The sequence below is a fragment of the Flexithrix dorotheae DSM 6795 genome, assembly GCF_000379765.1.
Lineage (GTDB): Bacteria > Bacteroidota > Bacteroidia > Cytophagales > Flammeovirgaceae > Flexithrix > Flexithrix dorotheae.
In genome coordinates, this window is record NZ_KB903444.1 from 64392 (window position 1) to 79947 (window position 15556).

5 protein-coding genes are annotated in these 15556 nt (G+C 36.6%); all 5 read left to right on the forward strand.

Features of this window, described 5'->3' with window-relative positions:
* Positions 1-304: 304 nt before the first annotated feature.
* Positions 305-2023 (forward strand): SWIM zinc finger family protein, encoded by a 1719-nt coding sequence (locus A3EM_RS0118335; protein WP_020529699.1) that lies wholly within the window; start codon positions 305-307, stop codon positions 2021-2023.
* Positions 2024-2242: 219 nt separating this feature from the next.
* A complete protein-coding gene (locus A3EM_RS0118340; protein ID WP_020529700.1) occupies positions 2243-9841 on the forward strand; it encodes an SBBP repeat-containing protein in 7599 nt (2532 codons plus the stop codon).
* A 78-nt stretch (positions 9842-9919) separates the two neighbouring features.
* The gene (locus A3EM_RS0118345; protein ID WP_020529701.1) at positions 9920-10342 is read left to right on the forward strand and encodes an HYC_CC_PP family protein; all 423 of its coding nucleotides are present in this window, start codon (positions 9920-9922) and stop codon (positions 10340-10342) included.
* 118 nt (positions 10343-10460) lie between these two features.
* Positions 10461-14282, forward strand: coding sequence for an efflux RND transporter permease subunit (locus A3EM_RS0118350; RefSeq protein ID WP_020529702.1), 3822 nt, complete (start codon positions 10461-10463; stop codon positions 14280-14282).
* On the forward strand, positions 14279-15520 hold the full coding sequence (locus tag A3EM_RS0118355) for a TolC family protein (protein WP_020529703.1): 1242 nt from the start codon (positions 14279-14281) through the stop codon (positions 15518-15520). Before A3EM_RS0118350 ends, A3EM_RS0118355 begins: the two co-directional genes overlap by 4 nt.
* Positions 15521-15556: the final 36 nt, after the last annotated feature.

Here is a 15556-nt window from a genome sequence, read left to right on the forward strand (position 1 = left end):
ATTTTAATTATCCGTTATTTTGGATAGTTTTTTATGATGAAATCCTGTTTTTATTCAAATAGGAGTGAAATTACTTTGGAATTAAAATGTAATTGAAAGGGAAAGCTGATGAGGAAGAAGGATAGGGAATTAAACTTCCAGGGGTTAATTAAATTTATATACTGAGTTTCTAAATTTCTTTTAACGAAATATTTTGTGTGTACAGATTAAATTTCCCCCTAAATAGTAACCCCTACCCTTTTTCAATCTAAATAACAAACCGTAACTTTATTCAATTAAAATAGCAAATAAAAAACGCCAGATCATGTGGACAAGAAATATAGATGGCATACAATTTCCGCTAAATGAATTTGAACAATATATAGATGAAACTATTTTAAAGCGAGGTTTATCCTATTTTGAAAAAGGGAATATCCAGGAAGTGGAGGAACTGGGTGGAGGAGAGTATGAGGCTGTAGTGGAAGGAACAGAAACGTATACTGTCAGACTGAAGCTGAAGAAAGGCATAATTACCAGATATGACTGTGATTGTCCTTATGATTTGGGACCTATTTGTAAACATGTAGTCGGAGTGATTTTTTATATGCAACAATCACAATTAAACCTGGATGAGCAACCTAAACGCAAAAAGAGAGTTGCTGTACAAAAAACTAAATCAAAGAAAGCTCAGGTAAAGGAGATATTGGAAAAGGTTTCCCACAAAGAACTAAAACAGTTTTTACTGGATAACATTACTGGTAACCCTGCTTTGGGTAATTTATTAATTACTTCATTTCCCCAGTATAACCAGGAGCAATCCAAAGCACATTTCACAGCTTTGATTAAATCAATTCTCAAATCGGAAAGAGGAAGAGATCACTTTATAGACTGGTCGGCTGCAAGGCGGGTAGGTATGGCTATGGTAAACCTTTTGAATATGGCTGATCGGCATATTGTTCATCAGCAATATACCCAGGGAATTTATATCTATACAGCCATCATGGAGGAACTTACCGGTGCACTCCAATATTCTGATGATAGCAATGGCGATATTGGGGGAAACATAGACTATGCTTACCAAATGTTATTGGGTTTGGTTACAGAAGAGGCCATACCTGAAGAAATTAGGACTATGTTGTTTAATTATGCTATTCAGGCTTTTCGGGAAAGGTTCTTTGATGGCTGGGACTGGCATATGGAGATGTTGAAAATGGCAGTCTTTTTATCGAAAACGAAACCAGAACTAGATCTTGTTTTTAAATTGTTGGAAAAAAAGCCACCGTCTGAGTATGAAGAGAAACAAATTGAAATATTCACCTATAGTTTGTTAATTAAAACCAGAGGAGAAAAAGCTGCCGAAGATTATTTAAATCAACATCTCTTAAATCCAGTACTCAGAAAAATAGCAATTGACAAAGCCCTGGACAAAAAGGATTTTGAAAAAGCCATTCAACTAACTCAGGATGGAATGAAACGTGATAAAAAAGCCCGACCTGGTCTGGTGAGAGAAGGACAAATTCAGTTAATGGAAATTGCACAAATACAGGGCAATAAAAAAGATATCATCAAATATGCACGACCTTTATTCCTTGAAAGTTTCCACAATGAACGGGATTTCTATCAAATATTAAAGGAGCAAATTCCAGAAAATGAATGGCATTCTTTTGTGGAGGAAATGATTTCGGAAATTAAGTCAGGTAGGAGCTGGGTAAACAGGAATCTGCTGGCCGAAATTTACATCAATGAGGAATGCTGGGACCGTTTATTTCTTTTAGTAAAAGAACAACCAGACTTAAGGCAGCTTGATCATTTTGAAAAATACCTCCAGAAAGATTATCAAAAAGAAATCACTGAATTATATGGACAGGCTATTTTAAATTATTTGAGAAATAATGTAGGGAGAAGACACTACCAAACTGCCTGTAATTATTTGCGAAAAATCATAAAACTGGGTAATGAAGAACGCGCTGTTGAAATAATTAGCCATCTGAAAGCAAAATACCCAAAAAGAAAAGCCTTATTGGAAGAATTGAATAGGGTGTAATTTTTCCCTGAGTTATTTAACAACTCTAAAGGGACTATATCCGTTATTGGCTTTTTCAAAAAAATAACATAAAATTGCATAGAGTCCAATTTTTCATTCCTACTAGAATAATAATCTACTACTTTATTTTTCCAAAATCCAATTTTACTTTTTCATCTAACCTAAAAAAGATTATCACAGATTTTCATTACAACGAGGTTCTTTTGTCTATCAGCCGCTATGAAACTTAAAAAATATAATTTGGTCATTTTTAAAGCATCAGACTACTTTAATACAAAAACTGCTGGTTTTCTGATATTGTTTCTATTTCAGGTCAACATTGCATTAGCTCAGTATACTACTGAATGGGTTCGCTATCCTGCTGGAGAATCTAACGAATATAGTAAACTGGTGGCAGTGGATATCAAAAATCAGACTTATATAGCGGGATATTATTACAGTGATACCATAAAATTCAGTGAGGATGTTTATTTAATCAATCCGGATAAAGAGGAGACGTATGCCAATAAAAAGAATGGGTTTATAGCGAAATACAATCAGGCTGGTAATATTGAATGGGTAAAGACTTTTAGTGGGAAATATGCAACAGAAGTCATTGATATGGCGCTGGATAGTAAAGGTGATATTTATTTGACCGGAATATTTACTGGAGATGCTTTCGATTTTGACAATCAGATAAAATTATCCGGAGAGCCATCTTTACCATCTTCCAATAGAAATATTTTTTTATTAAAATTAAATTCCCTGGGAAATGTAGAATGGCATAAAATCATTTACGGAGAGTCAAACGAATATGTAAATGTGCTGGAAATAAGTGATCATGATAATATATTTATTTCAGGATATTTTTCAAGCAGGCAATTAAATATTGGAGGGGAGAAGATATTAAAACAAACAGTGTATACAAGTGGGTTTATTGCAAAATTTGATAGTGATGGAAAATTAACCTGGACTAATGAAGTAAATAGTGCAAGTCCTATGAACGCTTTTTATATTGCCGTAGATAGTGATGAAAATGTTTATTGGGGAGGAAATAAGGTAGGAGAAGACCTCTACTTCAATGGGAAATTACAATATGAAAACTTAAATCCTTATGGGTTTTTCCTTTCTGAAATTAAGCCAGATGGGACACTTTCCTGGGTAAAGACCTTTAATGGGAATAATAGTATTTACCTCAATGGAATAGAGGTTGATATTGCTGGTGATATGGTATTAGCCGGCCATTTTTATAGTGATGAAATTGATTTTGGAAATGGAATTAAGGCGATAAAGCCTACTATTATTGATAATTCAGATTTGTTTCTGGCTAAACTAAATAGCAAGGGAGATATAAAATGGGCAAATACTTATGGAGAGTATGTTTCTGAACAATTCTATGGTATTGATATTGATGATGAGCTTAACATCTACTTGAGTGGGTCTTTTGAAGATAGTATCAAATTTGGTAATACCATAGAGCTTGTGAAGTCAAATTTAGGTATTAGTCTGTTTGTGGTAAAATTAAATGAAGATGGAGAGGCGCAGTGGGGAATGAGAAATTCTGGATCGAGAGCTGAGGATCTTAAAGTAGACAGCCAAAAGAATATTTTCGTCACTGGGAATTTCAAAACCAATTTAACTGGTTTCGGGGAAGGTGTAATAAAATCTAATGAAGACAGAGAAATTTTTCTTGCTAAACTCCAAGCTCCCCAAAATAGTGTACTGATTCACCCGCTTGAAGAAGGTCTTAAAAATGGGAATATTCTTGCCGGTGAGCAGGAAGTTGGATTTTTAGGCTTTTCATTAAAAACTGAGGGTTCATCTGAATTGAAGGAGATAATTGTTGATGCCAACAGACATCTGAACACTGATCTGGAAAATATAAGACTGGTTAATTCAGCAGACAATTCGCTAAGCAGCCAGGATGATAATTCCCTGGTAGCAGCCAATATTAAAGTTTCAGGCAAACAAATTTTTATTACTGAATTAAAAGAAGAATTATCAGCCGGTAAAAATTACTTCTTTGTTGCGGATATTTCCGATGAAATATATGAAGGTACTCCAGATATTTCCTTTTCCCTTAATCATGAGGGCGTTACAGTTAGCAATGGATTTGTTTACCCAAAAACTGTAAATGGTGAGCATTATAAATTTACCAATTTTGTAGAAAACGAAAATGGTTATTACCCGGTCATAGCCAAATCATTTCCTAATTTGGGTCACCAGCTTGGTGAAGCTATCAATGTTGATCCTGATGGAAATATTATTATTGCGGGGAAATTCCAAAATAAGGAATTGATATTGAGTAATACAGTCCGTGTGGAGAATCCCAACCCGGTTTTTACCCACTATTCCATTTTTGTGGCCAAATTCGATAAGTACTTAAATCCTCTTTGGGTAACCGCCTATAGCGCCACGGAAACTCCAACAGTAAAAACTGATGCCAGTGGAAATATTTACCTTACTGGGGAAATTCAGCATGGAGAATTTAAGGGAATTGGGGAGGAAAATTTCACAGATCCTCCTAACCGATCGAGGGTATTTATTGCAAAACTAAATCCTGATGGTATTACGCAGTGGGTGAATTACCCAACTGGTAATTTTGGCTGGGTGAGAAAAGGTTTAGCTGTATCCCAGGCAGGAGATGTTTTTGTAAGCGGAAATTTTTATTCAGAAGTCGACTTTGGTGATGGCATAAAATTATCCGAACCAATTGAAAATGACAATTACACAGTAATTGCTAAACTTAATAGTGAAGGAAAACCTCAATGGGCAAAAGCAGTTAAAGGTTCTTCCTATGATTTTCTAGAGTCAATTGCAATTGATTCTCATAACAATGTATTTTTGACTGGTTGGTATGACAGCCCTGAATTGGATTTTGGAGATGGAAAAATTCTGACTTCAGTAGGAGGGAAAGATATATTTATTGCAGCTTATGATAATAATGGAAATTTAAAGTGGGCAAAAAATGCAGGCTCTCCCAAAGATGATATTGGCCGAAGCGTCACCACAGATATCCTCGGAAATGTGTATGTAACTGGAACAATTCCATATCAAACCTTAACATATAATTCTATGGTCATTGACTTTGGAAATTCAGTGAGGTTAAAGTATCGTACCGGAATGCTGGGTACCAGGAATATGTTTGTTGTAAAATACAATCCCAATGGAGAGGCCCAATGGATGAGAGCTATTTTCGGGGATATAAAAGGTAATGCTATAAAAACCGATCAGCTGGGAAATTTATTTGTAGCAGGTCACTCCGGAGTGGGAAAGATTAATTTTAACAATACTATAATTAAGAGCCCTTTAGGTACAAGTGATGTCTCCTTTTTATTGAAATATAATAAAAATGGAGAGGAGAATTGGGCAACACTTTTTGGAGGAGGAGATTATGATGAAATTGCCTCCATTGATCTTGACCCAGAAGGAAATATTTATTCAACAGGTCATTTCGAAGGGAAAGCCCTTTATGTAAATGATTCATTAAAACTTGATAATTACTCTACTTATGGGAGCAAGAAAGATTTGTTCTTCATTAAGTATGCTCAAGAGGCTGATAATACTTCTATAAAACAGATTGGGGATGATATTGCCCAGAATCCATTGAGTCCTAAACTTAAAAATCCTGTCCTGCTGGGCTTTACCATTTTTCCAAATGGATCAACAAAATTTGAAAATATTTCCATTCATGCTAACCGCCCTATTAATGGCCATTTAATTAATTTCAGGTTGGTATCATCCACGGACCAACAATACAATACCAATGGAGATAATCATGAGTATATACTCAATTCAATTATCTCGGAAAAAACACTTTCTTTTACTGGTCTGGATGAAATCATTACTGAAAATAAATCCTACTTTTTAATAGCCGATGTGTCTGAAGATGTGGATGAAAATACCGAACCTATCCAATTTTCCTTTGATAAGCCTGATATTGCTTTGTCCTCGGGTCTGGTACAAACTCAAAAAATAGAAAGTATTAAATATAACTTTGCTGAAGACATACATCTGCCTTCTCCAAAAGTCACCTGGGCACAACCAATTATAAGCCAAGCGTCTGATTTTATCACTAAAATCACAACAGATCGGGAAAAGTTTATTTACGCAACAGGCTTTTTTTATAGTGATACTATCAAGTTTACGGATTCAGTCTACTTAACAGATAATTCGCAAAATTCACAGCTTTTTATCGTCAAATATCATACAGATGGAAATGCTTTATGGGCAAGAAAAATTATTGGTGAAGGAACAAATTTCACCAAGGATATAGTTACAGATGGAAAGGGCAATATATTTGTGACCGGAAAATTTTATGGTGATTTTCTTGATTTTGGGGATGGAAAGGTTATTCAGGGAAATGAAAAAGGAAGTTTGTTTATAGCCAAATACTCTTTTGATGGGAAAATTATTTGGGCCAAAACTACTCAGGGAAACAGTATTTCCGAAGGTGAGTCAGTTTGTATTGATTTTCAGGGTAATGTTTCATTATTAGGAAAATTTAAAGGAGCCAAACTGGATTGGGCAGATGGGAATATATTGGAAAATTCTGATCCTACTGAGTCTTCATCTGATATATTTATTGCGCAGTTTACTGGTGATGGAAACTTGGTTTGGCAGAAAAGTTTTAAGGGAGAAAAAGCAGATGAAGTGGAGGCCATAAAAACAGACCCTAATGGATTTTTGTATGTTACGGGAAGCTTTGAAAGTTCTACATTGGAAATTGAACCGAATGAATTCATTCATAACCCTACCCAAAAACAGCCTTTTCTATTGAAACTGGATGATAAAGGCCACTTAGTGTGGAAGAAAAAAATTGCAGGTGACTCCACCAATTTACATGCAATGGAAGTAGGCAGTAATGGCGAAATATACCTGGCAGGGGAATTTAATGAGATGATAGAGTTTGGAGATGGAATAAGGCTCTCCTATGATTCCAATGATAAGGTCGATGCTTTTGTGGCTAAATTTGATTCAGAAGGAAAAAGTCTTTGGGCTAAAGCTTTTGCTGGAGATGATTATGACCATATTTATTCTATTTCAATAGATCATTTGAATGATATTTATCTGGCAGGTTCTTTCGTAAGTAAATCTCTTGAGATAGGAAATGGCATATCTCTGGAGAGCAAAGGTGATTTTGATATATTTTTAACAAAGTTAACCCAGGAAGGGCAGGTTAATTGGGTAACTTCTATTGGGGATAAAGGATGGGATAATTTCCCATATACCACAGTTGATCATGATCTGAATGTATATCTTACAGGGTTTTATGACAGCGAAACACTTGAAATTGGAGATTCAATTTCTTTAATAAAGCAAAATATTGATGAATCGTTTATTGCCAAATTTGGTCAACCATTACTTTCCATCAACCTATCCAAGGTTCAGAATGGAATTGTGAAAAACCTTATTCAAAGGGAGAATAAAAATAATGCTGCAGTTCTTGGTTTTAGCCTTAAGCCAACTTCAACAACTACTTTAAATGAAATTCGGTTTGGTTTAAATCGTGAGATCAATGCGGAATTTAGTTTAATCAGATTAATCGGATCAGCTGATGACGACTTTGAAACTCAGGAAGATAATCAGGTTATTTCTTCGAATTTTATCATAGAAGGAAATGAAATTATTTTCGGAGGGTTGGAACAGAAATTACTGGGGTCAAATAATTTTTTTCTGGTAGTAGATATTAAAGATGATCTTGATCCCAGAACACCAGATATTCAATTTTCCCTCAATGAAAAAAATATTAAAGTAAGTACCGGGAAGGTAAACCCGGGTAAAATCCAAAGCAAATTATATTGTTTGGTAAATGCAAGCGAATACCATCCGGTCTGGGCGCGTTCTGCCAGAGGCAAACACTTTGATGCCGGAGAAAGAATTATAAAAGATCGGCAGGGGAATATTTATGTAGCAGGAACTTTTGCCAGTGATTCACTGGTATTTACAAATGAAAAGTTTTTGCTCAATGCGTATAGAGGAAGTGATTTTCCAACTTTAGAAGTTTTTCTTGCAAAATATAGTCCATCGGGAGAACTTCTATGGATAAGGTCAGCCAGTGGGCTAGATTCAGAGAGTATAATAGATTTGCAATTAGATGAGCAGGAAAACATCAGAATGGAGGGAGCTTCTAATAGTGACCAGCTTGATTTTGGTTCTTCCCAGGTGCTTACTAAGGTGTCTGATTATGATTATTTTGAAGCTATTTACAATAAGGAAGGAAAAATTGTCAGTGCCGAAATTCTGGATAGGAATGGTCAGAATCCTAAAGCATCCATTTTATTCGATGATGTTGGAAATCGGTATGAAAAGGGATTATTTTTAGAAGATTCTACTGTTTTTGGAAATAATTTAGTTTTAAAAAACCCGCACGAAAAGGCATTTAATAATAGTATTTACATTGTAAAATATAATGCTCAAAATAACCCTGTCTGGGCGAAAGCGATTGGAGGACCATTGGTTGGGGTAACTAGCTCTTTTGGGATAGATGCTTTGGGCAATATCTTAATTGCAGGAAATTTTCATTCAGGCACACTTAATTTAGGTAATTCCAAGGTGCTGACAAATCACAAAAGAGATTATGATGTATTTCTAACAAAGATAGACTCACAAGGAGAAACTCTTTGGGCAAAAAGTTTTGAGGGAGATGGTTCTAATTATTGTAATTATTTATTGTTGGATGCTCAGGACAATATTTGGTTAACAGGAGAATTCTTCGGTGAATTTTTAAAAATTGATGAGAATAACATTCTGGAAAAAGATGAAAATTACGATGTATTTCTCGCTAAGCTTAATGCAGATGGTGAAGCATTATGGGCAAAAAGCTATGGAGGGAACAGTAAGGAAAGCAGGGGATATGGAATTTTTGCAGATGATGAAAAAAATATTTACCTGACTGGTGGGTTTGAGAATCATACTCTGGACTTTGGTGATTCTGTAATGCTTCATGCTTCTGGAAAAGAATGGATAGATGTATTTGTAGTGAAATTTTCCCCTAAAAAATCACTCAATAATGCACCGATCCTTCTAAAAGAGCAGGATACCCTATCGCTTCCAGTTGGTTTTGCTCAAAGTCAATTAAATCTATCAGAATTTTTTGAAGACATTGATGGTGACTCTATTCAATACAAGGTAAATCTTTCAGACTCATTGATTGTTGATTGGGTAATAGAAAATGGAGAACTCAAAATTATTGAAAAAAAACCTGGAAGTACTACCATTACAATTACGGCAGAGGATCCGTATGGAGGACTTTCAATTCTTTCTTTTCAGCTATATGTAAAGGCTGTAAATAAAGCTCCCTTACTTAGCAAACCTATTGAAAATCAATATTTTGAGGAAGGGTTTAAAAGAAAAAGAATTGATCTTAATGAGTATTTTTTTGATCCAGATGGAGATACCTTGTCTTTTGAATTACAAAGTTTGAACACTTCAGTGGTAAACGCAATTGATTCTTTATCCTTTGGTTTATTACTTGAAAGAGGAATTGGAGAAACAGGTATCTCAGTTATCGCTTCGGACCCTCAAGGAGATACAATAAGTACATTGTTTTACTTAATTGTCAATCCAATTCTGGGATTCCAAGATGATAAGTTATCACAGTTGGTTCACCTTTACCCCAATCCTGTGGAAACCAAATTTACGGTATATTCAAAGTTATTTAAAAAGGATTACCCCTCATTTCAATGTTTTAATGCTGTAGGTAAACAAGTCAATTTTAAATTTATGACATCAGATGGATTAAATTACCATTTTAAATTTGAGCAATTGCCAAAAGGAGTTTATTCCCTGATAATCGAGATAAATGGGGAATACTTAATCAAACAATGGGTTAAGTAATTTTAATATGAGAAAATGGTAGTAAAGGACAAAATATTATTAATTCATTCTCAAAATATTTACGTATTTTTGCTTTGAATGAAAAAAATACTATCCATATTCCTCACTTTTTTATTGCTGATTAGTCAGGTTGGGCTGACTATGGCTACTCACTATTGTGCGGGAGAGGCGGTGGAGAGCCAGCTTATGCTGGTTGCTGGACATATTGGTTGTGGAATGGAGGAGGATATTAAAGAGGATTGTGAAAATTTGCCTGCAGCTCAGGTCTTACAAGCTCAATCCTGCTGTGATAGCGATTTTCAGGTATTTCAAAATGATGAGGATTTAGATCATGCTAAATCTAAAATTAATCTGAATCTATCCATTTCCATCATTTTCATTCAGTCTTTTTATGCTGCCTTTATTTCTGCTGAGGAGCAGGTTTTTTACCAACCGGATTATCCATCACCTCCACGGCTCAAGCAGGATTTTCAGGTACTCTTTCAGACTTTCTTAATTTGATTTTTTGAAATATTGAATTGCTGTTTTCCATTTTTTCGGATATGGAATGACAGGAATATTGACTATTCATTTGGCTCTTTGAGTCATTTTTGAGGACTTTATTTCAATAAATCAAAAGATGTTAAATCAAATTATTCGATACTTCCTGGAGAATAAGCTGGTGACTGTGCTTATTCTGCTGGGATTTGTAGCATGGGGAATTACCACTGCCCCCTTTGACTGGAAATTGGGAAATATTCCCTCCGATCCTGTACCAGTGGATGCCATTCCTGATATTGGGGAAAACCAGCAAATTGTGTTTACCCCCTGGTCAGGAAGGTCTCCACAAGATATTGAAGACCAGATTTCTTATCCTTTAACAACGTATCTATTAGGAATCCCTGGAGTGAAATCTATCCGGAGTTCTTCTATTTTTGGCTTTTCCAGTATCTATATCATCTTCAATGAAGATGTGGAATTTTACTGGTCCAGGTCGCGAATTCTGGAAAAACTAAATTCCCTTCCTTCAGGACTTTTACCAGAAGATGTCCAACCTGCTCTAGGACCGGATGCTACAGCATTAGGACAAGTATTCTGGTATACAATAGAAGGGCGGGATACTGAAGGAAACCCAACAGGTGGTTGGGATTTACACGAAATCAGGACAACACAGGATTTTTATATTAAATATGGCCTGAATGCAGTGGAAGGGGTTTCCGAAGTAGCGAGTATTGGAGGTTTTGTGCAGGAATATCAAATTGATGTGAATCCTGATGCCTTAAAGGCTTATGACATCCCATTGCCAAAAGTCATGCAGGCAGTAAAAAATGCAAACCGGGATGTTGGAGCTAAAACTGTGGAGATCAATCAGGCTGAATATCTGGTGCGTGGGCTGGGGTATATAAAAAAAGTAGAAGATATTGAAAAGGCAGTAGTGGCAGTGCAGGATAATGTCCCTGTAAGAATTAAGGATATTGGAGTGGTTTCGCTTGGTCCGGCAACCCGAAGAGGCCTTTTGGATAAAGGAGGGACTGAGGTAGTAGGAGGGGTGGTAGTAGCCAGATATGGTGCTAATCCACTGGAAGTAATTAATAACATTAAAGCTAAAATAAAGGAAATTACTCCAGGATTACCCCAAAAAACACTGGCCAATGGCAAAGTGAGCCAGTTGACCATTGTGCCATTTTATGATAGATCAGGATTGATTTACGAAACGCTCGGCACTTTGGAGGAAGCACTGTCTCTGGAAATATTAATTTCTATTCTGGTAGTGATAGTGATGGTGTATAATTTAAGGGCCTCCTTGCTCATTTCCAGTATTCTGCCTATTGCAGTATTAATGGTATTTATTGCCATGCGCTATTTCGGTGTGGACGCCAATATTGTTGCACTTTCCGGAATTGCTATTGCCATTGGTACTATGGTAGATTTAGGGATAATTTTATCGGAAAATATTATCAAACATGTGGAGGAAGCTCCTCCTGATCAAAAGCTAATAGAGACTATTTACAATGGTGCTGTGGAAGTGGCCACTGCTATTCTAACTGCAGTATCCACCACTATTGTGAGTTTTATCCCGGTTTTTACTATGGAAGCCGCAGAAGGAAAATTATTTGGGCCGCTGGCTTTTACCAAGACCTTTGCCCTGATAGCGGCTCTTTTGGTTACTTTGCTTATTTTGCCAGCTCTGGCACATTGGTTTTTTGGACTAAAAATTAAAAATAAAAACCAAAGTAGGTGGATCAACTTTGCATTAATCATTATTGGTTTTGTCAGCATTTTATTAAACCATATCTGGGCTGGGAGTTTGCTCATATTATTCGGTATTGCAGCTATATTGAAGAATAAATTTCCAGAAAACAATGGAGATAGAATATGGTATTTAAAATTTCTAACCAGCGCAAATCTAATTATTGCAGTGCTGGGTATCACCTGGTTGCTGGCCAGGTATTGGCTTCCATTGGGGGCAGGAAATAGTCTATTCCTGAATGTGTTATTCGTAGCATTGCTGTTGGGTGTAATATTAGGGTCATTTACCCTTTTAGAGCATTATTATAAATCCATATTGCAATGGTGTCTTGATCACAAGGCAAAATTCCTACTCATTCCTTCCTGTTTAATTTTACTTGGTGCTAATATCTGGTTAGGATTTAATGTAGTTTTCGGATTTATGGCCAATGGATTTGATTCCATAGACTTTAATGTTCAAACTACGAAATTCTGGTCTGGATTAAGTCATACCTTTCCAGGTATTGGGGAAGAATTTATGCCCTCACTTGATGAAGGAAGCTTCCTGCTGATGCCTACTGCCATGCCACATTCCGGAATAGCTTATAACCGAAAAGTAGCCGCTCAACTGGATATGTTGGTGGCCAGTATTCCTGAGGTGGATTTAGTTGTAGGTAAATTGGGAAGGGTAGAATCCGCATTGGACCCGGCTCCAATTTCCATGTTTGAGAATATAATCAATTATAAACCTGAATATATACTCGATACAAAAGGGCATCGTGTGCGATTTAAAGTTGATCGAAAGGATCGATTTATTCTCCGATCAAAAGATAGTCTTTCAAACGAAGAGGCGATTCAACAGGGAATAACACTGGAACAACTCATACCCGATGATAATGGCAACTACTTTCGTAACTGGCGTGCTCATATTCAGTCACCGGATGATATTTGGAATGAAGTCGTACAGGTAACTAAAATTCCCGGTGTTACATCTGCCCCAAAGCTACAGCCTATTGAAACCAGATTAGTCATGCTGCAAACAGGCATGCGGGCTCCTATGGGGATTAAGGTTTATGGTCCTGATCTTCAAACTATTGAGCAAATTGGGCTACAGTTGGAAGAGGTACTTAAAAGTGTCCCTTCGGTAAAATCTGAGGCTGTTTTTGCCGATCGAATAGTTGGAAAGCCCTATCTGCATCTCAATATCAACAGGGATGAAATTTCCCGGTTTGGACTCAATGTGGAAGATGTGCAGCAAACCATTGAAACCGCTATTGGAGGCATGAAAATTACATCAACCGTGGAAGGAAGAGAGCGGTTTCCGGTTCGTGTCCGTTATCCCAGAGAGCTTCGGGATGATCCTGAAACTTTGGGCAAAATATTAATTTCTACACCTACAGGCGCCCAGATACCCCTGACTCAGGTGATTGATTTCGAATATGTTCGAGGTCCACAGGCCATTAAGAGTGAGGATACTTTTTTAGTAGGTTATGTCTTGTTTGATAAGAAAGAAAATTTTGCTGAAGTGGAAGTAGTGAATGATGCCCAGGAGGCTATTAAAGCAAAAATTGAAGCCGGTGAAATAACCATTCCTGCAGGAGTGAGCTATAAGTTCTCTGGCAGTTATGAAAACCAGGTGAGGGCTGAAAAAAGGCTTTCTTTAATAGTTCCTCTGGTTTTAGGTATCGTTTTCCTGATTTTGTATTTCCAGTTTAAATCTGTGTCTACCTCACTAATGGTATTCACCGGAATTGCCATGGCTTTTAGTGGAGGTTTTATCATGCTCTGGCTTTATGGACAGGAATGGTTTGCCAATTTCTCCTTTTTAGGGACTAATCTTCGGGATTTATTTCAGATGCATACCATTAATCTAAGTGTGGCGGTCTGGGTAGGTTTTATTGCTTTGTTTGGAATTGCAACTGATGATGGGGTACTAATAGCCACTTACCTCGATCAAAGTTTTAAAAGAAATCAGCCTGCGACCATTCAGGAGGTCAGACAGGCAGTTCTGGAAGCAGGACTTCGCAGGATAAAACCGGCCCTTATGACTGTATCTACCACCATGATCGCCCTGCTGCCAGTTTTAACTTCTACCGGCAGAGGTTCAGATATTATGATTCCAATGGCCATTCCATCATTTGGAGGGATGGCATTTGCACTGGTGAGTATTTTTATTGTACCGGTACTTTACAGCTTTAGAGAAGAAAGAAAGATTAAAAGAAAACAATCATGAAAATAAGATTAATATTTATTTTGCTTCTTTTTCAAATCAGTAATCAGGGAAAATCTCAAATTTTAAAGGATTATCTTCAAACTGCAGCGAAAAACAATCCAGGATTAAATGCAAAATACAAGGAATTTGAAGCGGCCCTTCAGGTTGTACCTCAGGTAAATGCATTGGCAGATCCGACCTTTTCCCTTGGATATTTTGTTTCCCCTGTAGAAACAAGAGTAGGCCCTCAGCGAGCCAGATTTTCCCTTTCCCAGATGTTTCCATGGTTTGGTACCCTGGAGGCCCGGGAAAATGCAGCAGCTATGATGGCTCAGGCCAAATATCAATCTTTCTTGGATTATAAAAACCAATTGTTTTATCAGGTGGCGGCCGCTTATTATCCGATGGAGGAATTGCAGCAGTTAATTCGTCTCGAAGAGGAAAATTTACAAATTCTGGAAACATACAAAGCCATTGCTACTTCCAAATTTGAAAACGGAACCGGAGCCATGGTGGATGTACTCAGAGTTGATTTAATGATCAATGATTCTAAAACAAATTTAAAAATTCTAAAAGGTAAGTATCCATCCTTATTGAGTTCATTCAATGCACTTTTAAACAAAGATTCCGGTGAAGAAGCTATTATTAGTGACTCAGTGATCTTTGAGCCCATTCCGTTGAATTACAGGAAAGATTCTTTACTCTATGATCATCCTTTGTTAACTGAACTTGACAGGAAAATAAAATCAAGCGAGGCCCGGGAATTATCTGCCAACTTACAAGCCCGACCTAAATTTGGAGTTGGCCTGGATTACGTCCTGGTAGATAAAAGGAGTGATATGGAAGTTCCTGACAATGGGAAAAATATATTGATGCCTATGATTTCCGTAAGCATTCCCATTTTTCAACAAAAAAATAAAAGTGCCCGGGTTGAAGAGCAACTCATGCAGGAAAGCTATACTTTGCAAAAAAAGGAAGTATCCAATGTGCTGATAGCCAATTACGAATTGAGTACTTATGAACTGAACCAGCAACAGGAGTTTATTCTGTTGTACCAAAAACAGACCAGGGAAACAAAGCAGGTGCTGAATTTACTCTTTTCTGCTTATAGTAATACCGGAAAGGAATTTGAAGAAGTTTTGCGGATGCAGCAACAATTGCTAAAGTATGAACAGATGAAAATATCCGCCATTACAAAATATAAAACCGGTGTGGCTAAAATTGATTATCTCACTTCTAAAACCCTTCAAACAAACTAAAATGAGATGAAATATCCATTTACTTTCCACAAAAAC